Below are 26867 nucleotides of genomic sequence, written 5' to 3'. Positions count from 1 at the left end.
AGTGACCTCTCAATCTGCTTGTAAATACTCCTCAATCTTTTTTCTCACTTTATAAGATAGATTTTCATACCCTGTCAATGCCCGGTTAATTATCCCCGTTTATGCCGGAATAAAATTCCGGCTTTTTTCTTTTCTTTCATTCGGTACGAATCCCCTTTAATATTGAATGTAACCGAATGATGCAGAAGGCGATCTAAGATCGCTGTGGCTAAAACGTCGTCTCCAAAAATCTTCCCCCACTCGATAAAGGACTTGTTAGAGGTTAAAATCATTGCTCCATGTTCATACCGTTTTGATACTACTTGAAAAAACACATTAGCTGTCAGCTCATCAAAAGGAAAGTATCCGACTTCATCTAGAATAATCAAGTCCGGACGGCGGCTCCAGCGGTTGATCAGGCGGGTAAGAGTTCCTTTGCTTTCTGCCTTCCGGCACTCTGCCACCATTTCTTCAGCCGTCAAGAATAAGGCCGTAAATCCTTGAGTTAGTGCTTCCAAGGCGAATGAAATAGCGAGATGAGTCTTTCCAACACCAGGCGGTCCTAAAAGAATCCGGTTAATAAACAGACGGGTTAATGTCTCTTTTACACGCTGTTCACTGACACTTGGCTGAAAACTAAAATCAAAGTCGTGAATCGTCTTTGTATAAGGAAGCTTCGAGCGCTGAATATGTTTTGCTAATAAGCCAGCTTCTCGATTTTCCCATTCCCGGAAAACAACCGTGTCGAGAAAATCAAAATATGATACATTATTGTTAGATGCGTTCTCAACGATGTCATCAAGCTGGCTGTATATTTCCAGCCTAACAGAGCCAGGCGTTCTTCAAGAAGTTTTTTCATTCTGAATCACCTTCTTCGAATGCGGCATAGGCAGCGAGAGAGCGGGTTTCCACATTTGGAACAGGAGTAGAAACGGAAGAATCGGGGGTCGCCAAACCATGATGATTCTTCTGCTTCTGCTCTTTTTTTGTAGAATGAATTCCTTCGAAATGCTCTGCTTTCATAGACGTTTTTGCCTTTTCAGATACAAGAGGGTGCTGGGCTATACACTCCAGCTCATCGTAAATCTCAAGCTGCTGTTCCAGTGTGAGTCTGATTTTTACCCGTTGGCCAGCGAATCGAAAAGGCACGGAATATTTATTGCCCAAGTAGGAAATAAAGCAGTCTTTGCTGACTTCGCGGGATTCCCATTTGATCGTTGGAAACAGCGGTTTTACACCCCACCCCTGTAGAAATGGCTGCTCTTTTTGCAGCCGCTGAACCGGCGGTTTTTGAGTTGTTTCATGCTTCTTTTTATTGGCGGTTTGATCCAGCCAGATCCGGATATCGCGATTCAATGCTTCCAGTGTCATTTCGCGTTTTCTTTGAAGAAAGTTATTCTTTAAGTAATGTACGGTTCTTTCCACTTTTCCTTTCGTCTGGGGCCGATATGGCTTATATGCTTTTGGTACCACGCCATAGTAGGCGAGAAAATCTTCAAAAATGCGATTGAATCGGATCTCCAGAGGACTGTGCTTGGTGACGACGGTCCTCATATTGTCATACAAAATTTGCGCAGGGATGCCGTTAAAATAACTGAATGCGTTCATGTGACATTTCATCTAGGTTTCTATTTTCATATCTGTTGTGAACTCAATATACTTCATGCGTGAATAACCTAAGACCATGATAAATGCATAAACGTTCTTTTGACGGCCATCCACTTCATATTCACCGATTTCTGCACAGTCCATCTGTGCCTGTCTGCCAGGAGGTGTTTCAAAGCGAACCGTGGCTTGTTTCTTTGGCTGAGCCCGATAGGGCTGAATGAAGTCACGCAGAATCGTACTTTTTCCTTCGTAGCCCATCGCTTCGATTTCCTCAAGCAGGACGACACAATTGTTGTTCCTTCCTGCACGCGCTGCAGAAGGTAGGGCTTAAAAGCTTCAAGCTTGCTTTCTCGTTTCTTTCTTCTTTTTGTTTTGGGCTGTTCATCACTCTTTATGTATTTGCTGATCGTTTTACGGTCAAAGCCCGTTTTCGGCAATCGCCGTTTTCGTCCATCCTTTTTGATGTAATTCTCTAATCATAAAAAATTCCCCTGTCTTCAGCACCGCCACATACAATCCTCATTCTTTCAAGCTATGTGACGATTATCTGATATTATTGGGGAATTTTAAAACGGCGTTATTGGGTATTTTAACAGCGGAACTGACATATGGTTCGTTTCTCCGCTTTATTTGATATTAATTTAGAAAATCCTCTAAAATAAAACCGCATTATTAAATATCTAGTAATGCTGCTTACCTTTAAACATTATTTGATTTATACAAAGGCAATCTTGAAAATTTACTTAATTCATTTCTAAGATTCTCCCAATTCATTTGAGTTGCTGTTACGAAATTACTATAATCTGTACTATTAATGGACTCTTCTAAAGAATTAAAATTCGTATAAAAACGCTCATTATATTGTTTTTCAGCAAATACGAATCCCTTAGTTATATATTCTAATAATTTTTCTTTATTGTCTCCAGTTCTATAATTTATCTTATATACCCCTTCATCTATAATACTTATTATTGAGCCTAGTATTAAAACCCAACGTGCTACACTAGGCAAATGCTTTTTATCAGGTCTATATTCTTCATCATTTAAAATCTTTTGTGTAATTAAAAAATTACTTCTAATAGCAAATGACCACCAATAAAATAATTCTATCGGTTCTATATTTAAATCCTTATCAACCATGTCTTCAAATTTTTCATAAATTAAGAGTAAATTTCTAAAGTTATCAGTTGCGGCAAATGCATCTGCATCCATTTCTAAAGTTCTAAAATCTAATGACGAAACGTTTTTTATATTTTTACTATTATCTTTTTCAAACATTGGAATGTAATGAATATCATTCTGCTCTTTTGAATTTAAATACTCACAATGCCCGTTAAGTAGATGACCTAGCTCATGGGTAATAATAAAACGAGAAACAAAAATTGTAAGTAACCCAGCTAATTTGTAATCTATAACTTTACTATCGAAAAGATTAGGATTCCCATTCCCATCAAATTTTATAAACTCATAAGATGCTTCTTCCACATCTTCAATATGTAATTTTTCTAAAAAATCATCTGTTTGCATTTTTGTAAATCCATAAAAATAATCAAAATAATTATCTATAACCCCTTTATTTATCTGTATATTGTCTAAATTATTTTTAGACCAAGCTTTTCCACCTAGACTTGAATCATCTTTAAGATAAAATTCTAACCTATAGTTTGATGTATCACTTTTAAGAAGCTCTTTTACAAGGTATTGATATTGGTCATAAATATCCTTTGCTCTGTTTTTAATATCAATATAGAAATCTTCTTTATTAACCATTTTATCTTATCCTTTCAATGTTAAAATATTTTTCCATTGATTATAATTACCTTATTTTAACATTTCGATAAAAATAAAAACAGTCTTACTTCTAATTAGTAAGACTGCTCATTCCTTAAATATCGTTAAATAAAACCTCACTTACTTATGATACGGTTCTCCCCGATTAATCCGAAAACTCCGATACACTTGCTCCACCAGGATTAATCGCATTAACTGGTGCGGGAAGGTCATAGGGGAAAACGACAGCTTCTCATCTGCACGGCGCAGAACGGTGTCACTTAGTCCGAGCGAGCCGCCGATCACGAATGCTATTTTGCTTTTGCCGTATGTAGCGAGTTTGTCCAGGTCAGCGGCAAGCTGCTCGGAGGATTTCATTTTTCCGTTGATGGCGAGGGCGATGACGTATGTATCCTGGCCGATTTTTGAGAGGATGCGTTCTCCTTCTTTTTCTTTTACCTTGATCATTTCCGCATCGCTTAACACTTCTGGTGCTTTTTCATCCGGTACTTCGATAATGTCGATTTTTGCATATGCGGAAAGTCGTTTGGCGTATTCATCAATTCCTTGTTTTAAGTACTTTTCCTTTAACTTTCCGACAGTTATAATAGAGATATTCACACATTAACCCCACTTTACAAACATATTATAAACAAGTTTTCCACAGTAGTTATCCACATATCAACAAGCTTGCTATTTATCATTTACTATACACTATTTTATATTTTTATGTTTCTCGCCGTGTATATTGTATATATTTTACCTTATATTGTAAAAAACGACGCAAAAATTCCGGTTGTCCACCTGTTGACAACCGGAATTTTTCGTTATTATCCACATACCCACAGGATTCATCCACATTTTGTGTCCGAATATTAGTTTCCCACAATATATATGGCAACTCTTTCACAAAACTCGCATGCTGTTTCTTCGTCCGTTTTTTCGATAACAGGTGCGGTTTCGTTTTCGTCAACAGCAATATCAAGTGCCAGTTCAACGTGTTCCGAGCAACAATACATTCATTCTTTCCTCCATTACAAATCGCTTTCGGCCACTAGTTTTAATACAGTCTCCTTCTTTTGTCCATCGCGATAGTAAAAAACCGTAACGCTGTCGCCTTCTTTCTTATTGTTATACATATATTTACGCAGGTCAATAACGTCTTTCACCGGTTCGCCGTCCAGTTCGGTGATGACATCGTATTCCCGCAGTCCTGCTTTGGCTGCTGGCGAATTTGTCAGCACCTGCTCAATAATCACGCCTTCTTTTACGTTTTCAGGCAGCTTCAATGTTTCCTGCTGATGGTAAGATGGCAGCTCACTTACGTTTTGAAGTGTCACACCCATTGCCGGACGTTTCACTTCTCCATATGCTTCAAGGTCCTGAATGATTGGAAGAGCCGCATCAATCGGGATGGAGAGCCCAATTCCTTCAACTGCACTCTGGGCAATTTTCATCGAGTTAATGCCGACAACCTGTCCCGCAATATTCACGAGTGCGCCACCACTGTTTCCAGGGTTGATTGCCGCGTCTGTCTGTAAAACTTCCGCCTGCCAGTCGTTAATCATATCGCCGTTTAAATCAACTGGAATGGCGCGTTCAAGACCGGAGATGACACCCTGCGTAACCGATCCGGAAAATTCCAGGCCGAGCGGATTCCCGATGGCAATAACCGGTTCGCCGATTTTCAATGCTTCCGAGTCGCCAAATTCAGCTGTTTTCTCGACGTTTACCCCTCTGATCGATAAAACAGCCAGATCTGTCCATACATCACCGCCAATAAGCTCAGCAGGTTCTTTCGTGCCGTCGGCAAGTGTCACTTCCAGCTGCTGTGCACCTTCAATTACGTGGTAATTTGTCACAATGAACGCTTTGCCGCCTTCTTTTTTATAAATCACACCGCTTCCTGTACCGGCTTCCTGCGTCGTTGCTTCTGAGCCGAAAAAATTCATCGACTCTTGAATGTTTGTAATGCCGACGACGGTATCTTTTGCTCTGTCGACTGATTTTGTCACATCTGTCGTCACATCAAGCGATACTTGCTTGGCATTTCGATTGTCAGATGTATTATTTTCAACAATTGATGCCGTATCATCATTTTGATAATCAGCAATGGACGGCAGTGTCGTCACCACCAGTACCGCTCCTATGATCACACCGGCCAGCCCGGATAAAAAATAACCGCCTTTTCCACCTCGTTTGTGACGATCCGAGCGCCCCTCATCATAATAACCCATATATGCCTCATCCTTTCCATCCTTTTATTGTTTCACCATTCATTCTGTCTATTCTGAAAAAATTATACGACTTTGCCAAAAAGATGTGCAACCGATATGCAAACACGATGAAGCCCGATGCCCTTTCCCCCTTATTCATCAAAAAAAGGACTGCTTTTTTAGGCAGTCCCGTTGCGTTTATGCTTCAAAATCTTTTATTTTTGCATCCGGGCTTAAGATTTTTTCTGGATCAAACTCTTCCAATTTCTCGCCCTTTTGCACTTTAATTGCCCAATCACTATTCGCAAGTGCGCCCCGGCCAATTGTCACCGCATCGGCTTCGCCTTTTTCGATGATCGCGCTTGCCTGTTCAGGATCTTCAAGGTGTCCGTTTGCAATGACAGGTACATTACCAAACTTTTTAGCTAATGCAGCAAGGCTTGCTCCCTGCCCTTCAGAGAATGCAGGCTCCCATGCTTTGTATTCTGTCACATGAATAAAATCGACACCTGAACGGCCCAGCTGTCCAAAAATAATTTCTGCATCTTTCTCTTTGCCAGCCCATTTATGCGTATGATCATTCACTTTGCCCTGGGAAATGCGAATGCCTACTGTAAAGTCGGGTCCAACAGCCTCTCGAACAGCTTTGACGACTTCCACAGCTAAACGAACCCGATTTTCTGTAGAGCCTCCGTATTCGTCTGTACGCTGATTCATATAGTCTGTTAAAAATTGATCTAATATGTAACCGTTCGCCCCATGTATTTCAATTCCGTCAAATCCTGCTTCTTTCGCACGCTGCGCTGCTTTTACAAAACCAGCAATAACATCCGCTATATCTTGTTTAGCTGCTTCTTTCGGTGTCGGGAAGGCACCTTCACCGCCATAAATACCTAACTGTTCCCCTTTTGGTTTAACAGCAGAAGGACCCATGGCCTCTTTGACAAAACGGTTTCCCTGAGAAAGAGCACCTGCATGCATAAGCTGCGCAATGATCTTGCTTCCTTGCTGATGAACGGCCTCCACTACTTTTCTCCATGACTGCACCTGATCATCATTTACAATTCCCGGCTGGTTCATATATCCCTGGCTATACTTATCGTCTGGATAAATTCCTTCCGTAATGATAAAACCGAAACCGCCGCGGGCAAATTTCTCGTAATAAGATACCATCTGATCGGTTGCCAAACCTTCATAGGCTGCACTTGTTCTTGTCATAGGAGCGACCCCTGCCCGATTACCGAAATCGATCGTTCCCAAGGTTACTGGACTAAACAAAATTGTATCTTTCATCATAGATTCCTCCTTTTATAAAACCCCACTAAGTATTCTAAAGTGTAAAACTATATTACATTGTTCGCACCAGATTCGTCCATTATTCAGTCTTGCTTTACCCTTCTGAACCCCAAAAAAACGATCACAGAATAGTTTCTCTGTGACCGTTCTTATATAACCGCCAGCTGCGTTGGAATTTTCGGATCAGTGTCGAACAAATCGAATTGTTCACCGACTCCTGCATCTTTCATTTGCAGCGTTTGTGTGACACTCATTTTCGCCAGCTCTTTCATGTTATTGTCTGTGCTTAAATGTGCTAAATAGATTCGTTTCGTCTTTGGTCCAATCACATCATTCATCGCGAGGGCGGCATCTTCATTTGACACGTGGCCTACGTCGCTTAAAATGCGCTGTTTAATGTTCCACGGGTAACGCCCCATGCGCAGCATCTGCACGTCGTGATTGCTTTCAAATACATACGCGTCGGCGTTATCAATCAAGCCTTTCATCCGGTCGCTGACATAGCCTGTGTCCGTAATCAAAACGAGTTTCTTGTCACCTTTGTGAAAAATGTAAAACATCGGCTCAGCCGCATCATGTGAAACGCCAAATGACTGAATATCGAGCGCACCAAAAGTTTTTACAGTTTCCGTTTCAAAAACAAACTTCTGGCTGTCATCAATCGTCCCAGTCAACCGGTCCATTGCCCGCCATGTTTTTGAATTAGCATACACCGGCAATTTATACTTTCTTGCCAGCACGCCAAGTCCTTTAATATGATCACTATGTTCATGTGTGACAAGAATACCGGAAAGGTCTGCTATCTGTCTGCCAATCGAAGAAAACAGCTCTTCCATCCTTTTTCCGCTTAATCCCGCATCCACAAGAAATGAATGACCGTCAGATTCCACGTAAATCGCATTGCCGGTACTTCCGCTTGCAAGCACACTAAATTGAATCGTCATCTATCCCACTCCAGTTCATTACGACTCTTTTTCCGTCTGATAAATCGATCCGTTATAGGCATTGACGTAAAATTCTTTCGTTTCACCGTCTTTTCTCAACTGAAAATACCAGGTTGGTGACAGCACCTGCGATTCCGTCAGCTGCACGAGAGTATAATAACCAAGTTCAGCATTCGCAACCTCAGTATCCGGTTGAATAAGCCCATTTTGATACAGGGCATCAATTGCCTGGAAAGCTGTTAATATCGCTTCCTCATCTGTGTGTTCATCAATATTTGAAAGCATTGTCTGCGTATAGCTGATAATATTATCTTTATCATCAAGCTTCAAGGTGACTAGACCGCTTATATTTTGGAAAAGCTTTTTATCGTCATACTGCTGATAAAAAATAACCGTTTTTTCTTCACGATCCCGCTTCCAATACGAGTATTGCTCGCCCAAAAGCACATTGTTTTTCACAAACGAAATCATTTTATCCCGCATTGCCCCATCTGTCTCATACGGTTTGTCCAATACGCTTTCAATTTTTGTTCCATTACTGTCAATGCTATCAATCTTAATCGTTTGATTCGTATAAAAAAGAAAATCCGATTTGGAAAATGTTTTCGGTTTTGCTGTAATAATCGATAATTCACCGGCATCAGCCGGCATTTTTTCATATTCAATCCGATCGTTTTTTAGTTTATCTTCAATGGACGTTGCCTTAATAACTTCAAACCGGGTTGCATCGAATTTATTAAAAAACATGACCGCCAGAAACAGATCGAGCACGAGAAAGACCGCGATAAAATATGTTTTCGTTTTATTCCAATCCATCAGCTGCTCCCCCTTCATCTGGCTCAAGCCGCAGCCACATGCCATTATATCGGTAGTACCAGGAAGGCTCTAGCGCTAAAATTTCCGGCTGATCTGTCATTTCATAGCCAATTCGCATATCAGTCAATAACGTCGGATCAATATCCTTGGCGAGCACTTTTTTCAGTGCATCTTCGCCTTTATCCAGTTTAACCGGAGAGCCCGTTTCTGGAAGGGGATTGTGAATCGTAAAGGATGGACGTTCATACTCAAAAATACTGTCGCGCCCCCAATTTTGCTTTATCTCTGCCATTCCCAGCGAGTTAAAAACCGGAAAATCACCGGAAAATAACCGGTAGCTGATTTCAGAAGAACCCGCTTCTGCACTGAAAAGACGGTAATCATCAACCCAGCCGTTATGGTCATTGACAAAGCTGATGCTTTTATCAATGAGTTGATCGAGTGTAATCTCCTGACCCGTTTCACTTTCCTGTGCCAGATCCACATACTCGATCACTCTGGTGCTCTGATTGACGCTCATTATGCTCGAACCGTCCGTATATTCATCTTGTCCGGACCTTGATCCTCGTCTCACATAGCTTGGATCCGTAAATAAAGCTTTTTTAAACTTATCAGTATCAATTGGTGCCGGTAAATATTTTTGGACAGGCAATACAGGCGGCTCTTCTCTTACAAATAAACGGGACCCGTTCGGAATTTCATGTGAAATGTAAGGTTCGAGACGATCCGATTTTTTTAAAAAGCGCGTTTTAAATGCTAAGAGTGATGGTGATTCAATCTCGCTTTTAAAGACAAGCCGTTCCTCTACAGATACGAAGTAAACAGATGCATGGTTGCCTTGTCCTTCTGCTCCGCTAATGACAATCCGGTCAAAGACAGCATTTGGTACTACCGAATCATTAAATACAAATACATTTTTTATCGTATTGAATGGTATGTCTGATGTGAAGAACAATTCCACTCGTGAATTGCCGCTGAGAAGCTCGTCAAATTGCCGCTCACTCAATGAACTTGATATATTTTCAGGCTCATAAAATGTCCATGAAGCCATTTCCTCCATAACCCATGTCAATTCTTCCTTGGCCACTGTCCCATAATGATTATCCTGCAAATGGACGATAATTTTGGACGGTTTCAGCAGCACAGAGATTTTTTGCTGCTGGCCAATTTCCACTTCCTTTACAATTTCAGACGAATCCTCTCTAATCGTTTCATAAGAAGGCTGGTAGTTCCAGATGCCCCACGTGAATGCCAGGCTTATGAGCACAAGCAACGCCAGGGCAATGGATTTGATTTTTTCATAATTCATTCCCAATCATCCTCTTCGGAAAGATCCGCAGGCAGTGTGAAGAAAATGGTTGTCCCTTTTCCTTCAATGCTTGTCGCCCAGATGTGACCGCCGTGCGAGCTAATAAGTTCTTTTGCAATCGCTAATCCTAGACCTGTCCCGCCCATTTTTCTTGAACGAGCCCGGTCTACACGGTAAAAACGCTCGAAAATACGCTCAAGGCTTTTTTTCGGAATGCCCATCCCTTGATCGCTAATACTCACCTGAATGGTATTGGCGTGCTCTTCTACCTTAAATGAAACAAGTCCGCCTTCCGGTGAATATTTCAACGCATTAGAGATAATATTATCAATCACCTGTGTCAATTTATCTTGGTCGATTGTGACGTAAATCGGATAACGCGGCAGTTTACGCTGGAATGTCACTTCCTGTGATTTCGTCATTTCGAACCTGTCAATTATCTTATTAAAAAACTCGATAAAGTCTGTATCTTTTTTCGTTAAATTATACTCGTGGCTGTCGAATTTTGATAATTGAAGCAAGTCATTTACAAGCCGGATCATCCGCTCTGTTTCTGTCTGTGTGACATCAAGAAAGTTCGGGGCAATATCCGGATCCTGCCACGCGCCTTCCGCAAGTGCTTCTAAGTAGCTGCGCATTGTCGTAAGCGGCGTGCGGAGTTCATGTGAAACGTTCGTCACAAACTCACGGCGTTCCATTTCAATTTTTTCCTGTTCCGTAATGTCATGCAGAACGGTAATAAGTCCATTAACAAAACCGGTTTCTTTTTGAATAACGGAAAAATTCGCCCGTAAAATATACGGTCTGTCGTGTGTGCTGTAATCAAGAATGACCGAATCCTGTTCATTTAATAAATCATCAAATGAATAGTCTTCTTCCAGATTTAAAAGTGTCACAATTGGTTGTGAAATCACTGTTTCACGTGAAACATTCAGCATTTTTGAAGCTGGTTCATTAATCAAAATGACGCGCCCTCGGCGGTCAGTTGCAATAACACCATCTGTCATATAAGAAAGAACCGATGAGAGTTTACGGCGTTCGCCTTCTGTCATTGCCTGTGCTTCCTGCAGCCGCTTTGTCAAGTTGTTAAATGTCACGGCAAGCTCGCCGATTTCATCTTGTCCGTATACTTTTACTTTCCGTGAAAAGTTCCCTTTTCCTAGTGCAACCGCCTGCCTCCTCATATCGGTAATCGGACGGGTGATTGTTCTGGCTAAGGTAATACCTAACACGGCTGTAATGACCAGTGCCAGAACTGCCGCAGAAAATAAGATTTCATTAATGTCATCGAGCTGGCCGAATACTGTTTCAACATTGCCAATTAAATACACCGCACCAATCACTTCACTGTTGGATAAAATTGGCGAGGTGAAGACCCAAACACGCTGGCCTGTCCGTTCATTAATGAGCATATTATCTTGCGCCGAGCCGGCAGAAAGCGCCCGCTTCACAGCAATTTCGGTCATTCTTTGCCCGACAACTCCCTGGTTCGTCACATCTGATGTACCGATAATCCGGCTTCGTTCATCGATCACCCGTACTTCAATGATATCAGGGGCGGAAAAGTCATCTAATATATGCCGAATATCCTGTTCGAGCGTAATTGTTTCCTCGTCCCGTTCTTTCAACATTCCTTCCCGCAAATTATATTCAAGCAAATTCACCCGTTCCTGAAGGGAGCTTTTAAAGTTTGCAATAAATTTTTCTTCAAGAGAGTTTACAAAATATACGCTGATAATCTGCATTGCAAATAAAATCAGCAGCACATATATAAGGACAAATTTCATCTGAATTGAACGAAAAAAACCTACCCGTTTCATCAACGTTACTCCTGCTCTGGGTTGCGTAAGTAGTATCCTACTCCTCTTCGCGTCACAATCCAAGATGGGTGGCTCGGGTTATCTTCAATCTTTTCACGCAGCCGGCGCACGGTCACGTCTACTGTCCGAACATCTCCGTAGTAGTCATAGCCCCACACGGTCTGCAGCAAATGCTCCCGAGTCATCACCTGGCCAATATGTTTCGCCAGATAATGAAGCAGCTCAAATTCACGGTGAGTCAATTCAATCGTCTCCCCGCGTTTTGAAACGATGTACGCATCCGGATGAATGGTCAGCGCCCCTACCACAATTTCATTCGTATCTGATTCTTCTTCTACCTGTACAGGCACTGCCTGATGACGGCGCAGGTTCGCTTTTACCCGCGCGATTAATTCTCGTGTTGAAAATGGTTTTGTTACATAATCATCCGCACCGAGTTCAAGACCAAGAACTTTATCAATCTCAGAATCTTTCGCGGTCAGCATAATGATTGGCATCTCATATTTTTTTCGCACTTCACGGCATACTTCCATTCCATCACGTCCCGGAAGCATAATATCCAGCAGAACAAGATCCGGCTGCATTTCTTCTACCATCTCCACTGCCTGATCCCCGTCGTAGGCACACTGAACGTCATATCCTTCTTTTTTTAAATTAAACTGCAAAATATCTGCAATTGGTCTTTCATCATCTACAACCAATATTTTCTTTTGCATTATCTATTTCCCTCACTTCTTTTTCGATGAGATAAAGATGGCTTCAAATACTATATTTTATCATATTTGTACTTCTTTCGCCTTTCTTAACTTTACCATGAACAGCGCTTCAATGACATCCGTTGTCCGACCGGTAAACATTGCGGAAAATAACAAAAAGCACCACGGGAGCGAAATCACCGCGATGCTTTTTTTATGGCTCAGGACGGAATCGAACCGCCGACACAAGGATTTTCAGTCCTTTGCTCTACCAACTGAGCTACTGAGCCGTAGTAAAATATAATCAAAAATATCTTTCAAAATTCTGTTAAAAAATATAGCGGCCGTTTATTCTAGAGGACATACTAAGGTGAGGACGGCCGCCACCAAGACAGAACATAACGATAGGTTAAAGTAAAAATGGCGGTCCGGACGGGACTCGAACCCGCGACCTCCTGCGTGACAGGCAGGCATTCTAACCAGCTGAACTACCGGACCAAATTGTTTACCAGCAACGTTGTTAATAGTATCACATGCCTATGGGAGTGACAATACATTTTGTCGCAAAAAACGAACAAGGCGAAGAAATTTTGACAATTTTGCGTCTATTCCCAAACATTCTAAGACAACAATCGTCTTTTTATGCGGGAAATTAACATTATTAGGCAGCAAGCCCTATAATAGGGTGGAACCGGAGTAATGAACCTTTTTAGCAATAAAATTGTTCTCAAGAAAAAAACACCGACTCCTAATGGAAGTCGGTGAAGATTTTTATTAACTCCAAACGCTTCTTACAACGTTCGTCTGATTGCGGTCCGGTCCTACGGAGAACACGGACAATGGAATGCCTGTAAGCTGGGAAACACGCTCGATGTAGTGACGTGCGTTTTCAGGAAGTTCGTTCAAGCTTTTCACGCCTGTAATGTCTTCTGTCCAGCCTGGAAGCTCTTCGTATACTGGCTCACATTCAGCAAGCGTACGCAAGTTAGCAGGATACTCGGTAATCAGTTCGCCTTTGTAGCGGTAAGCCGTACAAATCTTCAACGTTTCAATCCCAGTCAATACGTCGATTGAGTTCAATGAAAGATCTGTCAAACCACTAACGCGGCGGGCATGGCGGACCACTACGCTGTCGAACCATCCAACACGCCGTGGACGGCCTGTCGTTGTACCGTATTCACGTCCAACTTCACGGATCAGATCACCGATTTCATCGTTCAACTCAGTTGGGAATGGGCCATCACCAACACGTGTAGTGTACGCTTTCGAAACGCCAACAACATGCGAAATTTTTGTCGGACCAACGCCGGAACCGATTGTCACGCCTCCTGCGACCGGGTTTGATGACGTAACAAACGGATATGTCCCCTGATCGATATCAAGCATTACGCCTTGAGCGCCTTCAAACAATACACGTCGGCCTTCATCCAGCGCGTCATTCAATACAACAGATGTATCACATACAAGATGTTTAATTTGTTGTCCGTACTCATAATATTCATCAAGAATATCTTCCACCTTGAACCCTTCTGTTTCGTAAAAACGTTCAAGAAGACGATTTTTTTCCGCAATGTTATGCGTTAATTTCTCTTCAAATGTTTCACGGTCTAAAAGGTCTGCCATACGAATTCCCATACGGGCTGCTTTGTCCATGTAAGCAGGACCGATTCCTTTTTTCGTCGTACCAATTTTGTTGGCGCCTTTGCGCTCTTCTTCCACCTCATCAATTTTCAAATGATAAGGGAGAATGACGTGCGCCCGGTTTGAAATACGAAGATTATCTGTGGATACACCGTGTCCATGCAAATACTCGAGTTCTTTTACAAGCGCTTTTGGATCCACAACCATGCCGTTGCCAATCACACAAATTTTATCCGAATAAAAAATTCCTGATGGGATTAAATGAAGTTTGTATGTAACACCATTAAATTTAATTGTGTGGCCTGCATTGTTTCCGCCTTGATAACGGGCAACGACCTCTGCATTTTCTGAAAGAAAATCCGTGACTTTCCCTTTTCCTTCATCGCCCCACTGTGTTCCTACTACTACTACTGATGACATTTTTTTGCACCTCCGAAGGTTCATGAAAAACGTTTTATCAACCTCAATTATTTTACCAGTAAAAAACGGTGTTCGTCAAACAGAAAAGACGAACATTTTTATAATATTTTTTAAAATTCATTCGTTTTTACACAAAAAAAAGCCAGCGTTTCGCTGACTTCTTATGCTCCGGGCGGTGCAGACATTTCATCCATACGACGCTCCACATTGACGAACTTATTGTATTCTTTTACGAAAGCAAGCTCGACTGTACCCGTCGGACCATTCCGCTGCTTCGCAATAATGATCTCAATCATATTTTTATTTTCCGATTCTTTATCATAATAATCATCACGATACAAAAACGCGACAATATCGGCATCCTGCTCGATTGAACCGGATTCCCTGATATCAGACATCATAGGCCGCTTATCCTGTCTCTGTTCAACGCCGCGGGAAAGCTGAGAAAGTGCGATAACAGGCACTTCTAGTTCACGGGCGAGCGCCTTTAACGATCGAGATATTTCCGATACTTCCTGCTGGCGGTTTTCGCCCGAGCGGCCATTTCCCTGAATAAGCTGCAAATAATCAATCAAGATCATCCCGAGGCCCTGCTCCTGTTTCAAACGACGGCATTTCGACCGTATTTCACCGATGCGCACACCAGGTGTATCATCTATATATATACCAGAATTGGACAGACTGCCCATTGCCATCGTTAATTTGCGCCAGTCTTCATCCGTTAAAGCACCCGTCCGCAGGCTTTGTGCATTAATATTGCCTTCCGCGCAAAGCATCCGCATGACCAGTTGTTCAGCACCCATCTCAAGGCTGAAAATAGCAACAGTCTCATCTGTATTTGTCGCGACGTTTTGGGCAATGTTCAGCGCAAAAGCGGTTTTACCAACCGATGGACGAGCCGCAACAATAATTAAATCGTTGCGCTGAAAACCGGCGGTCATTCGGTCAAGCTCCGAAAAGCCGGTTGGAATTCCGGTCACATCGCCTTTCCGGTTGTGTAGCAGTTCGATATTGTCATACGTGCGTACAAGTACATCTTTAATGTTATGAAACGCGCCAGCATTCTTTCGCTGTGCCACTTCCATAATGCTTTTTTCCGCTTCGCTTAACAGCCCTTCAACTTCATCTTCCCGCTCGTAGCCGTCCTGTGCAATCGTTGTTGCCGTCCGAATTAGACGACGAAGGAGTGATTTTTCCTCAACAATTCGGGCATAATATTCAATATTGGCAGCCGTCGGTACCGAGGCCGCAAGTTCACTTAAATATGAAATTCCGCCGACATCTTCGATTTGTTTCGCGGCGGCAAGATCTTCCGTTACCGTTACAACATCGACCGCTTTCCCGTGATCGCCAAGCTTCAGCATCGTTAAGTAAATCTGCTGGTGGGCACTCCGGTAAAAATCTTCCGGAATTAATATTTCAGAAGCAACCGTTAACGCAGAAGGTTCTAGAAAGATCGCTCCTAGTACAGCCTGTTCTGCTTCAATATTTTGCGGCGGTACGCGGTCCGTTAATACATCGTTCATTTTCGAGCCTCCTTGCGCAAAAAATGTGACCAGAAAAAAATCCGATCACATTTGTTATTTATTTATTTTTCTTCTGAGACGTGTACTTTCAAAGTAGCCGTTACTTCATTGTGCAATTTAACCGGAACGTTTGTGTAGCCAAGACCGCGGATGCCGTCCGGCAGATCCATTTTTCGTTTATCCACTTTAATTTTATGTTTTTTGTTCAATTCATCTGCAACTTGCTTTGCTGTGACAGAACCGAAAAGACGGCCACCTTCACCTGTTTTCGCATGCAGTTCAACCGTTATGTTTTCAACGGTTTCTTTTAACTTTTTCGCCTCTTCCAGCTCCTGCGCTGCAGCGGCCGCTTCTTTCTTCTTCTGTGCATCGAGTATATTTTTATTGCCTGCCGTCGCTTCTACTGCAAAACCGTTTTTAATTAAAAAGTTATGCGCGTAGCCGTCCGCCACGTTTTTCACTTCACCTTTTTTTCCTTTTCCTTTTACATCTTTTAAGAAAATAACCTTCATTCTTCCGTTCCCCCTTTAGTCAATTCGTCAATTACACGACATAGTTCCATCTCAACATCTTCGACTGATGCGTCTTTAATTTGTGTCGCTGCGTTTGTTAAATGGCCGCCGCCGTTCATTTGTTCCATAATAATTTGGACATTTACTTCACCGAGTGATCGGGCGCTGATGCCGACCGTTTCTTCTCCTCTTTTCGCAATGACAAATGATGCCTTTACATTGTTCATAGTGAGGAGCGTGTCGGCTGCCTGGGCAATCAATACCGAATCGTATACATGATGGTCATCACCTTTGGCGATGGCTATGCCATCTTTATAAAAATAGACGGTTTCAATGATCTGGCCGCGCTGAATGTACGTGTTGATATCTTCTTTTAAAAACTTCTGAACCAAAATGGTATCCGCCCCATATGTGCGCAAATAAGCAGCAGCTTCAAAAGTACGCGCACCAGTGCGGAGGGAAAAGCTCTTTGTATCGACAATAATGCCAGACAAAAGCGCTGTCGCTTCAATCATCGATATTTTTTTTGTTTTCGGCTGATATTCAAGCAGTTCTGTAACCAGCTCGGCTGTCGATGACGCATATGGTTCCATATAAACAAGAATCGGATTTTTAATAAATTCTTCTCCTCGACGATGATGGTCAATAACGACAACACGGTCTGCTTTTGAAAGCAGTCTATCTTCAATAACTAGTGATGGCTTATGTGTATCAACAACAACAAGCAGCGTTTTACTTGTCGCTATTTCCATCGCTTCTTCCGGTGTAATTACACGGGAGTAAAGGACTGGATTTTGCTCTTTCAATTCATGCAGAAGCCGCTTCACGGCCGTATCTATTTGTGAAAAATCAATGACAATATATCCTTCGCGGCCGTTAAGTTCAGCAACATGACGGATCCCCATCGAAGCCCCTACCGCATCCATATCTGGATATTTATGTCCCATTACAATTACTTTATCGCTGTCAATGACAATATCACGAAGCGCATGCGAAATAACCCGTGCTCTCACGCGCGTCCGTTTTTCCGTCGGATTCGTTTTTCCGCCGTAAAATTTGACTTTCCCGTCACCTTGCTTAACCGCCGCCTGATCCCCGCCGCGTCCCAGCACCAGGTCTAGACTGGATTGGGCAATGTCACCGAGTTCTGGAAGGGGAATGATTCCCTGTCCGATACCGATGCTAAGCGTCAACGGAGCATGATGCTTTGCTGTTTCTTCACGTACTACATCTAAAATCGAGAATTTTGTTTCCTCGAGTGATTGTAGAATTCGTTCGTTCAAAACAGCGAAAAAACGATCGGAAGACGTACGTTTTAAATAGATGCCATTTTCTTTTGCCCAATTATTGAGCAAAGAGGTCACAAGACTATTTAAACTGCTGCGTGATTGATCATCCATTCCCTGCGTTACATCGTCATAGTTATCAAGAAAAATAATGCTCAGCACGGTCTTTTCTTCCTCAAATTGCTGGACAGTTGCCTCCTGTTTTGTTACATCAAAAAAGTACACAAGCCTCTCTTCCGGCTTCACTATGACACGAAACAGGCTGTCGTGGAGCGAAATAATGGTTTCTTTCTCTCCTTTAATGGCAGCAGGTATGTGTTCCGCGATTTCATAAAGTGACTCTCCAACAATCGTATTCTCATTAAAATAAGACGTTAAAAAGGGGTTCGCCCATTCCACTTTATATTCTTTACTGTAAAGAAGAATTCCAATTGGCAGCTCCTGAAGCGTTTCATCGCCCACTTTTTGCAGCCGAAGAGACAGCGTAGCCACATATTTCTCCACTTCATCATGGAGCCTTTTCTCTGATAAATACAAAAACAGGAGAAGAAAAATCGTAACCGCAATCATCACAACACCCGCCAGGTAATTGTATGCCAGAAGCATGATTGAGGCGGCAGCGAGCACAACCGCGATAAAGATTAACGGCAATTGTATAATTCGCCTGTTATAATACGAAAGCATAGCTTCAGCTCCTAATTATAAAACTCCATTAAGGTACTTAATGGAGCCGATTTTAAAAAGCATATTACGGCTTTTTTTGCAGTCGCTGTCTTAAATCAAATCCTAAGTCAATTATACCTAATAAACGAATAATATAAAGGACCGGAATGACTAGAATCGATAAAATCGCAATGATGATCGGAATAACTTTTGGCCATTTTTTAATGTGTGCAAAAAAGAACACGAATGACAAACCATGAACATATAAGCAGGCTTGCAAAATAAACATCACATTTACATAGATGTCATACCACATTGTCCCATCTTCCGGTTGGACAAGCAGTGCCCCGATCATAAAAAAGAGGTAATACCATAAAATAGACCGCGGAAGCCTTACAGTCCAAAATGGATTGAATGGCTTTATTTGAATCCCCAGTCTCTTTGCGATTGGGTAGTTGATACGCATTAATAGAAACACGATGACAAACGAAGTCATAACAAATAATGCTGGTAAAATCGCATTAATGTATTGAATGGCTTCATTAATTTGTTCCGGCTTGTAAACCGGTTCACTGCCTAATATTGCACTCGTATCTTTTACCGACTGGGAAAAGAGCGCACCAAATTCATCTACAAAAGATAGATCAAACAGCCAAATGGTACCGACGTAATGCACGATAACGTTCAGTAGAAACGTCAAGCTTCCGGCCATATAAATAATCCAATTATCATACTTCTTCCGCACCATTATTCCCATTACGACACCCGTTATGCCGTACATGAAGGCCACCGGCAAAATAAAAGGGCCGGCAATTAAAAACGTAATAGCCACTGAACCAAAAAGCAGCATGAACGCCGGAGCAATCTCATATTTCGCGCTATAAATAAAAAAAGGCAAGAGCAAAAACAAGACGCCGACAATTGATAAAATCGGTACATAAACTGAAATAAGAAGCAGCACCGTAAATAGCGCCAGCATGATTGCCCCTTCTGTAATCACTTTCGTCTTTCCCACTACAACACTCCGTTCATACACCGTAAATCCGGTATTCTCTTTCTTTATTCTACCTTCCTTTTGATGTCCATTCAACTTTAAAAACGCAACAGTCCGAACAAAAGATCGGACTGTTACGTTATCTTTTATATATGAAATTGACGGATGGCACTAATCAATTCCTCATTTAATGAAGCAAGCTGTTCAGACGCCGCTGCGACGCTTTCAATCGCTGAAAGCTGTGTTTTCGTCCTGTCCTGTACTTCTTCGCACGATGCAGCAGATGAACGAGCCTCTTCTGCTAAATGACCGGCCGTTTGAACCACGATGTCTTTTTCCTTATTGGCGGTTTGTATATTATCCGCAATTTCTGTAATGGCAGCTTCCATCTTGCTCATCAATTCCACTTGAGCCGCAAAGACACTTTCTGTTTCCCTCACTGCGTCAGTTTGCCCCATTATATGATCGCCTGCTTGTCCCATTGTATCGATAGCATGCTCAGAACCACTTTGTACAGCCGCAATTTTTTTATGAATTTCACCTGCTGCTTTGTTCGACTGTTCCGCGAGCTTTCTCACTTCCTGAGCGACAACGGCAAATCCTTTCCCATGAGCTCCTGCACGCGCCGCTTCAATCGATGCGTTCAATGCGAGTAAATTCGTCTGAGCCGAGATGTCTTCAATAACATGAACAATACTTTCAATGCGGGTAATATCTTCCGCCAGTGTGCGGACCGCGGTCATTGCAGCGTCCATCCGGCCAGCTGATGCATCAATTGAAGACGCTGCAGCGGCCACATGCGCTGTTCCTTTCCCGGCAGCTCCTGCAGCCTGCTGCGCCAGCTCGGACATTGCAGTTGATTCTTCTGATATCAAACTGATTAAATGGCCAAGTTCACTTGAACGATCGGCCGCTTTTTTCGATCCACTTGCCGCGCGTACAGTGCCATCCGTTAGCTCTTCCAGTGCCGAAACGGCCTGCGTACCGGATTCATTGATTTCCTGCACTGCAATGTTTAGATGCTGAATCGACTCACGTAAATTGGCCGCTGCATCATCCGTTACTCCTACTATACCGCGCATTTTTTCTACCATGTTGTTAAAATTTCTGCCGAGCGATGCCACTTCATCTTTTCCGGGTACACGTACATGCGTCTGAAGATCCCCCTCAGCCACCTGACGGACTGATTCATTCAGCTTTTTGATCGGCTTTGTAATTTTTGAAGTCAAGATCGATACGACGATAATCACTAAGAGAAGAACCGAAAATGCAGTAATCGCGAGATTTTTCTTCAAGTCATTTGACACACTAAATAAATTCTCTTTTTCATAGACGGCACCAATTTTCCAACCCGTTTTACTGACTGTATCGTACACGACAAGGCCGTTAGCCGTTTCGATAACACCGTTCTGTTCCCCTTTAATTATGCCAGCCATCACCGGGTCTTTCGAGACGTCTTGCCCTTTTTCCGTCGGATGAATGATAGCCTTTCCCTCATTTGATAAAATGACTGGATAGCCGTCGTATCCGATGTTCAGTTCATTCATCCGATTTGTCATACTCGTTAAATTAATATCCGTTCCAATAACCCCAAGAACATTCTCACCGCTCACAATCGCTTTAGAAATCGTGATGACATAATCGCCCGATTCGCTTTCATACGGCTCGCTCCAGACCGGATCTTTTGATTCAAAAGCCTGCTTATACCACGTGGATTCCACCGGATTAAAGTCATCCGATAAAGTTGCTGACGGCGCTATTTTAAATACGCCATTTTCAGAAGCATAATATACACTCAGCGCATCTTTATATATTTCTGTATAGCGGTTAAAAACCGTTTGAATCTGTCTGTCTGCTGCACTGTTTGGCTGAGTGGATGTACGATATGTATTTGCATATTGAATGACTTGATCTGATTCTGACAGCAATTGAATACTTTCTTCATACTTTTGTAAAAAAACAGCTGCTGAATTGTTCAGTTCCTTAACGAATCCTTCTGTTTGCTCTGTCGCATCTTCTGCTATTTTCTGTTCCGTTTTCCACCCTGTAAAAAAAATGATAAAGGTAAATGCACAAACCAAAACAATTGTAATAGGTACAACAAATTTCATTCGAATGGTTTTCACTTCAGTCACTACACCTTTCTCCCTATCCCTTCTTCCCATTATAGTGTTATTGACCTAAAGCAATATTGAGCCTTTGTAAATTATTTGTTAAAAAAGTTCAATGATTCTGAATTGTTTAAGCAAATGTAGATTTCGTGCTAAGTTTCTTCTATGGTTTGCTTATTTTAATGTATTTTTCTCACATTTTTCATAAAAAAAACACAATGTTGTCAATTCAACATTGTGTTTGTTTCTATTCTTATCTTTCTTCTCCAACGAATGGAAGAAGTGCTACCTGCCGTGAGCGTTTGATTGCGATCGTCAAACGACGTTGGTATTTAGCGCTTGTTCCTGTAACGCGGCGTGGAAGAATTTTTCCACGTTCAGATACGAACTTTTTAAGCAAATCAACATCTTTATAGTCGATATGTGTAATACCGTTAGATGTGAAATAACAAACCTTTTTACGCTTACGTCCACCTCTGCGTCCTGCCATGAGTTTCCCCTCCTCTTAATTGATTAGAACGGAAGATCGTCGTCTGAAATATCGATCGGCTGACCGTTATCTGCAAAAGGATCTTCATTCATTTTAGAATAACCGGCATTGTTAGTGCCGCGCTGTTGATTCTGCTGTTGCTGGCCAAATGGAAAGTCCTGATTGCTTTGCTGCTGTCCGCCGCCATAACCACCACCCTGCTGTTGAGGAGCATTGCCATATTGGCTGCCTCCACCACCGCCGGATTTTGGTTCGAGAAATTGGACACTGTCCGCCTGAACTTCTGTCACGTAAACGCGCTTTCCATCCTGGCCTTCGTAATTGCGTGTCTGAATACGTCCTTCAACACCGGCAAGGCTTCCTTTTTTAAGGAAATTCGCCACGTTTTCAGCCGGTTTACGCCAGATCACACAATTAATGAAGTCCGCTTCCCGGTCGCCCTGTTGATTCGTATACGCACGGTTCACCGCAAGCGTAAACGTCGCAACCGCAACTCCATTTGGCGTATAGCGAAGTTCTGGATCTTTCGTTAAACGGCCGACTAAAACCACTCGGTTTATCATCAGAATCAACTCCTTTTCTTTTAAAATGTTTCAAATTGAAACATTTTGAAAAAGATGTGTATTTATTACGTTATGATTATTTTTCTTCTTCTTTAACAACGATATGACGGATAATGTCATCGCTGATTTTCGCAAGACGGTCAAACTCTTCAACTGCAGCTGCATTTTCAGCTTTAGCATGAATAAGTTGGTAGAAGCCTTCACGGAAATCATTGATTTCATACGCTAAACGGCGTTTACCCCAATCTTTTGACTCGATGATCTCCGCACCATTAGAAGTAAGGATACCGTCAAAACGCTCAACTAGCGCTTTTTTCGCTTCATCTTCAATGTTTGGGCGGATAATGTACATGAATTCGTACTTTCTCATCTTCGTTCACCTCCTCGTGGACTATGCGGCCCTTTAAAAGGGCAAGGATCAAAGGTTTAGAACGCGACATCCTGTCGCAACACCTTTGTGACCCGCTTCCTACGGGCCTAAGAGTAAGTTTTCATTACTCACAAGTTGAAATTATAACATGAATTTCTCAACAGCGCAACATTATCCAACAACTCATGGCAGCTTGGCAGAGGCATCTCCATTATAGAACGTATGTTTGAATTATGCAATTTTTAAAACATTCTTTGTTTAAAAAAAGCTGGATATGTCATATTACTGACCATAATTGAGGTAATAGCCGCATTTCCGAACGCGGTTAATAAAATAACAAGCTGGTATTTAACCGCAATGACGGGGGAAGCACCGGCTATGATTGCCCCGGTCATCATGCCTGGCAATTGAACGAGACCAATTGTTTTCATCGCTTCCACATTTGGAATCAATGCCGCTTTCACCGTTGTCTCAATCAAGTCTTGCGATGCCTGCCGATTCGTTGCACCGAGCGCGAGTTTTCCCATAATCAACTCTTTCGTCAAATCAAATTCCCGCTTTAAACGGTCGAATGTTAAGCTGACCGCGACCATTGAGCTGCCGATAATCATCCCGCTCATTGGCAAAATATATTGCGCTTCATACACAACTATTTCGAATGATACCCATATGAGGACAGAAACCATTTCAGCCGTTACAATCGCTAAAAAAGCAATCAAAAATGAATGTTGGAATTCGCCTCCCCGCTTTGCACAGGTTCTCGCTGCGACGATGATCATAAACAGAATAAGCAGAGTGAAGACAACAGGGGATTTTAATGAAAATACAAATGTAATAATATAGCCGATCGCCATTAATTGCACAAAAGAGCGGATTGACGCCACAATGATGTCTTTTGATATTCCAAGCCGTTGTTTATGTGAAAGCCAGAGCGGCACAGTCATAAATAAAAAAGCAGCAATCAAGGCCGCATAGCCTATATCTTTCAAAAAATCACCCCTATAACGAAAAACTCCACCGAAAAATTAATCCGGTGGAGCTATTTAATGCTCAATAATTTGTTTTCCGGCTGCGGGCGCTATCTGGTAATGATTACCTATGCTAAGTGAATCAGCGTATTTTCAGTGCGGGCCGCAAGAGAACCATTTAAACGTTAAAACGGAAATGAACGACGTCGCCATCCTTCATGACGTATTCTTTTCCTTCCAGACGTACTTTACCCGCTTCTTTGGCGGCATTCATTGAGCCGTTTGATACCAAGTCATCATAAGAAACTGTTTCGGCACGGATGAAGCCGCGCTCAAAGTCGGTATGAATGATCCCCGCACATTGCGGCGCTTTCATTCCCTGGCGGAATGTCCACGCACGTACTTCCTGCACACCTGCCGTAAAATATGTTGCAAGTCCGAGCAATGAATACGCGGCTTTAATTAATTGATCAAGACCGGATTGTGAAATGCCAAGCTCTTCTAAGAACATTGCCTTTTCATCGTCATCAAGTTCGGCAATTTCTTCTTCCACTTTTGCACTGATGACAATGACTTCTGAGCCTTCACCTGATGCATAGTCGCGCACTTTTTGGACGTGCTCATTGCCTGATGGATCCGCAATTTCTTCTTCACTTACGTTCGCCACATACAGCATCGGTTTTGCCGTAAGCAAGTGTAATTGTTTCACGATTTTTTGCTGCTCTTCCGTAAATTCAATAGAGCGGGCCGGCTTGTCCGATTCAAGCGCTTCTTTCACAATGACAAGTACATCATGTTCCGCTGCCGCTTCTTTATCCTTTTGTTTTGCAAGTTTCGCCACACGAGCTAAACGTTTATCCACTGATTCCAGGTCCGCAAGAATCAATTCCAGGTTAATGACCTCGATATCATCAATCGGATCCACTTTTCCGGATACGTGTGTAATATTTTCATCATCAAAACAGCGGACAACCTGGCAGATTGCATCTACTTCACGAATGTGTGATAAAAATTTGTTGCCGAGTCCTTCTCCTTTGCTTGCCCCTTTTACAATGCCGGCAATATCGGTAAACTCAAAGGCTGTTGGAATTGTTTTTTTCGGCGAGACCAATTCTGTTAATTTCACAAGACGTTCATCCGGCACTTCCACGATGCCCACGTTTGGATCGATTGTACAAAACGGATAGTTGGCCGATTCTGCTCCTGCTTTCGTAATTGCGTTAAATAATGTGGATTTTCCGACGTTCGGAAGCCCCACAATACCTGCTGTTAATGCCATATTGTTCACTCCTTATCATTTTAAAGGATCAAAGGCTGCATTCACGTCATGCTGCCGCAACGCCTTTGTGACCCACTTCCTGTAACCCTAGGATCAAAGGATAAATTTCCAGCGCCTTCTTAACTGGCTTCCTAAGGGCCCACGGACAATATTTTTCAACCTTTCCCCATTATATGGACTGAATCAGAAAAAGGCAATTTCAGATCATGCGCAAGAGGAACAAGCATTAGACGGGGTCTTTTTTCCTTCCGGCGCAATTGGTTTATGAGCCCATTACTAACCCATGTATCCATTGTGTGTCCGTAAAAAAAGAAAGAGCGGCTTATTCGCCGCTCTGTTCAATTACTTTTTTCATTTTTTTCGAAAATTCACGTCGTGGCAGCATTACGCTGTGGCCGCAGCCTTCACATTTAATGCGAATATCCATGCCAAGCCGAATGATTCTCCATCGATTCGCGCCGCATGGGTGGGGTTTTTTCATTTCAACAACATCATTTAATTCAAATTGTTTTTCTTCCATCACGCTGTTCCCCCATTTTTCCGCTTTTCTGCTCCTGATTCTTCTGTTTTAGAATACATCACCATGCGCGGATACGGAATTTCAATACCATGTTCATCTAGACAATCTTTAATTTCTTTTCTCATCATTCGTGCAACATACCAATGATTCATCGGTGTCGTTTCTGCCGTAATACGCAGCGTCACATCGGATGCGGCCAGCATTTGAATGCCCAGCAGCTTCGGTGTTTGAACAATCTCTGGATATTTATCTTGAAGTGTTGCCAGTAATTCATTAATAATCCGCTCTGCTTCAGAAATATTTTCTTCATAGGCAATACCAACGTCCACTACTGCAACACTATTATGCAAGGAGAAATTTGTTACCTCAACAATACTCCCATTCGGTAAAATATGCAGTTCACCGGTCCACTGTTTAATTTTTGTCGTACGCAGTCCAATTTCTTCAACGGTCCCTTCAAATTGACCTATCCGTACGAAATCACCAACGGAAAATTGATCTTCAAAAATGATAAAAAATCCAGTTATCACGTCACGGACGAGGTTTTGAGCACCAAAACCAATGGCTAAACCGAGTACACCGGCACCAGCGATCAACCCTTTTACATCAAAGGATAGTACAGCCAGAATATTAATAAGCGCAACAAAGTACACGACGTATGCGAGAACATTTTCAATCAATTTTAAAAGCGTATTTTCACGCCGTTCCGAAAAAGTGAGCGGTGCTTTCGAGCGAATCGCAAAAAAATTGCGAATTGCAATTTTACCCACTTTCACGATTAACATGGCGGCGAAAATGGTTAAAATAATTTTAATCGACCCTTCACCAAACGCCAGCCATGTCTCTTCATTTGTAAATTTCGCCCATAACTTTTCAAGGGCGCGCTGATACGTAGTTAATGATTGTTCTTCCAAAAGAAACCCTCCTTGCTGTTTCCTGAGACGTCACCATTTTATCAGGAAACCACCAACATTTACAGTGAGGTGATTATGAAGTTCCTCCCCCAGCTTTCTTCAAAAGATCCTTCACGTTTCCTTCACCTGCCCGGCAAGTTTAGCCACAGGTCCTTTC

At 42.4% G+C, this 26867-nt stretch carries 24 protein-coding genes, 2 tRNA genes and 1 pseudogene; all 27 read right to left on the bottom strand.

Annotated features, from left to right (window positions below):
- Positions 1-89: 89 nt before the first annotated feature.
- Positions 90-773 (bottom strand): IS21-like element helper ATPase IstB, encoded by a 684-nt coding sequence (gene istB / locus BTO28_RS12015; RefSeq protein WP_269843872.1) that lies wholly within the window; start codon positions 771-773, stop codon positions 90-92.
- Positions 774-834: 61 nt separating this feature from the next.
- A pseudogene (istA, locus tag BTO28_RS12010) lies at positions 835-2091 on the bottom strand (IS21 family transposase).
- A gap of 195 nt (positions 2092-2286) precedes the next feature.
- A complete protein-coding gene (locus BTO28_RS12005; protein WP_076766578.1) occupies positions 2287-3357 on the bottom strand; it encodes an ImmA/IrrE family metallo-endopeptidase in 1071 nt (356 codons plus the stop codon).
- 141 nt (positions 3358-3498) lie between these two features.
- Complete coding sequence (gene rlmH / locus BTO28_RS12000; protein WP_076766576.1) at positions 3499-3978, bottom strand: 23S rRNA (pseudouridine(1915)-N(3))-methyltransferase RlmH; 480 nt, start codon at positions 3976-3978, stop codon at positions 3499-3501.
- A 254-nt stretch (positions 3979-4232) separates the two neighbouring features.
- Positions 4233-4376 carry a CxxH/CxxC protein gene (locus BTO28_RS11995; RefSeq protein WP_076766574.1) on the bottom strand — a complete coding sequence of 48 codons (144 nt, stop codon included), beginning with the start codon at positions 4374-4376 and terminating at the stop codon, positions 4233-4235.
- Positions 4377-4391: 15 nt separating this feature from the next.
- Positions 4392-5594, bottom strand: coding sequence for a S1C family serine protease (locus BTO28_RS11990; protein ID WP_076766572.1), 1203 nt, complete (start codon positions 5592-5594; stop codon positions 4392-4394).
- 177 nt (positions 5595-5771) lie between these two features.
- A complete protein-coding gene (locus tag BTO28_RS11985) occupies positions 5772-6866 on the bottom strand; it encodes an NADH:flavin oxidoreductase (protein ID WP_408606667.1) in 1095 nt (364 codons plus the stop codon).
- 152 nt (positions 6867-7018) lie between these two features.
- On the bottom strand, positions 7019-7813 hold the full coding sequence (locus BTO28_RS11980; protein WP_076766568.1) for an MBL fold metallo-hydrolase: 795 nt from the start codon (positions 7811-7813) through the stop codon (positions 7019-7021).
- A gap of 18 nt (positions 7814-7831) precedes the next feature.
- The gene (locus BTO28_RS11975) at positions 7832-8629 is read right to left on the bottom strand and encodes a two-component system regulatory protein YycI (RefSeq protein WP_076766566.1); all 798 of its coding nucleotides are present in this window, start codon (positions 8627-8629) and stop codon (positions 7832-7834) included.
- On the bottom strand, positions 8616-9938 hold the full coding sequence (locus tag BTO28_RS11970) for a YycH family regulatory protein (RefSeq protein ID WP_076766564.1): 1323 nt from the start codon (positions 9936-9938) through the stop codon (positions 8616-8618). The genes BTO28_RS11975 and BTO28_RS11970 overlap by 14 nt, the downstream gene beginning before the upstream one ends.
- Positions 9935-11758, bottom strand: a complete 1824-nt coding sequence (gene walK, locus BTO28_RS11965) for a cell wall metabolism sensor histidine kinase WalK (protein ID WP_076766562.1) — start codon at positions 11756-11758, stop codon at positions 9935-9937. The genes BTO28_RS11970 and walK overlap by 4 nt, the downstream gene beginning before the upstream one ends.
- Before the next feature lie 5 nt (positions 11759-11763).
- Positions 11764-12474 carry a response regulator YycF gene (gene yycF, locus BTO28_RS11960; RefSeq protein ID WP_076766559.1) on the bottom strand — a complete coding sequence of 237 codons (711 nt, stop codon included), beginning with the start codon at positions 12472-12474 and terminating at the stop codon, positions 11764-11766.
- Between the two features lie 196 nt (positions 12475-12670).
- Positions 12671-12743 (bottom strand) — tRNA-Phe (locus tag BTO28_RS11955).
- 131 nt (positions 12744-12874) lie between these two features.
- Positions 12875-12951: transfer RNA gene (locus BTO28_RS11950), tRNA-Asp, on the bottom strand.
- Between the two features lie 276 nt (positions 12952-13227).
- A complete protein-coding gene (locus tag BTO28_RS11945) occupies positions 13228-14514 on the bottom strand; it encodes an adenylosuccinate synthase (protein ID WP_076766557.1) in 1287 nt (428 codons plus the stop codon).
- A gap of 161 nt (positions 14515-14675) precedes the next feature.
- Positions 14676-16040, bottom strand: coding sequence for a replicative DNA helicase (gene dnaB, locus BTO28_RS11940; protein WP_076766555.1), 1365 nt, complete (start codon positions 16038-16040; stop codon positions 14676-14678).
- Between the two features lie 62 nt (positions 16041-16102).
- Positions 16103-16552, bottom strand: coding sequence for a 50S ribosomal protein L9 (rplI, locus tag BTO28_RS11935; RefSeq protein ID WP_076766553.1), 450 nt, complete (start codon positions 16550-16552; stop codon positions 16103-16105).
- Complete coding sequence (locus BTO28_RS11930; RefSeq protein ID WP_076766551.1) at positions 16549-18522, bottom strand: DHH family phosphoesterase; 1974 nt, start codon at positions 18520-18522, stop codon at positions 16549-16551. Before BTO28_RS11930 ends, rplI begins: the two co-directional genes overlap by 4 nt.
- Positions 18523-18586: 64 nt before the next feature.
- Positions 18587-19516 (bottom strand): YybS family protein, encoded by a 930-nt coding sequence (locus BTO28_RS11925; RefSeq protein WP_083711543.1) that lies wholly within the window; start codon positions 19514-19516, stop codon positions 18587-18589.
- 125 nt (positions 19517-19641) lie between these two features.
- The gene (locus BTO28_RS11920) at positions 19642-21630 is read right to left on the bottom strand and encodes a methyl-accepting chemotaxis protein (protein ID WP_076766549.1); all 1989 of its coding nucleotides are present in this window, start codon (positions 21628-21630) and stop codon (positions 19642-19644) included.
- A gap of 229 nt (positions 21631-21859) precedes the next feature.
- Positions 21860-22096, bottom strand: coding sequence for a 30S ribosomal protein S18 (rpsR, locus tag BTO28_RS11915; RefSeq protein WP_045852641.1), 237 nt, complete (start codon positions 22094-22096; stop codon positions 21860-21862).
- A gap of 23 nt (positions 22097-22119) precedes the next feature.
- Complete coding sequence (gene ssb / locus BTO28_RS11910) at positions 22120-22659, bottom strand: single-stranded DNA-binding protein (RefSeq protein ID WP_076766547.1); 540 nt, start codon at positions 22657-22659, stop codon at positions 22120-22122.
- Between the two features lie 76 nt (positions 22660-22735).
- Positions 22736-23029: a 30S ribosomal protein S6 gene (gene rpsF / locus BTO28_RS11905; RefSeq protein ID WP_076766545.1), complete on the bottom strand. Its 294-nt coding sequence runs from the start codon at positions 23027-23029 to the stop codon at positions 22736-22738.
- A gap of 242 nt (positions 23030-23271) precedes the next feature.
- On the bottom strand, positions 23272-24018 hold the full coding sequence (locus tag BTO28_RS11900; RefSeq protein ID WP_083711539.1) for an ABC transporter permease: 747 nt from the start codon (positions 24016-24018) through the stop codon (positions 23272-23274).
- A 157-nt stretch (positions 24019-24175) separates the two neighbouring features.
- Positions 24176-25276 carry a redox-regulated ATPase YchF gene (ychF, locus tag BTO28_RS11895; protein WP_076766543.1) on the bottom strand — a complete coding sequence of 367 codons (1101 nt, stop codon included), beginning with the start codon at positions 25274-25276 and terminating at the stop codon, positions 24176-24178.
- A 322-nt stretch (positions 25277-25598) separates the two neighbouring features.
- Complete coding sequence (locus tag BTO28_RS11890) at positions 25599-25796, bottom strand: DUF951 domain-containing protein (RefSeq protein ID WP_076766541.1); 198 nt, start codon at positions 25794-25796, stop codon at positions 25599-25601.
- Positions 25796-26710: a mechanosensitive ion channel family protein gene (locus BTO28_RS11885; RefSeq protein WP_076766539.1), complete on the bottom strand. Its 915-nt coding sequence runs from the start codon at positions 26708-26710 to the stop codon at positions 25796-25798. The genes BTO28_RS11890 and BTO28_RS11885 overlap by 1 nt, the downstream gene beginning before the upstream one ends.
- Positions 26711-26867: the final 157 nt, after the last annotated feature.

The organism is Domibacillus epiphyticus (genome assembly GCF_001975785.1).
GTDB classification, from domain to species: Bacteria; Bacillota; Bacilli; order Bacillales; family Domibacillaceae; genus Domibacillus; species Domibacillus epiphyticus.
The sequence above is the reverse complement of the archived record's forward strand: the minus strand, read 5'-3'. Positions and strand labels throughout refer to the sequence as shown.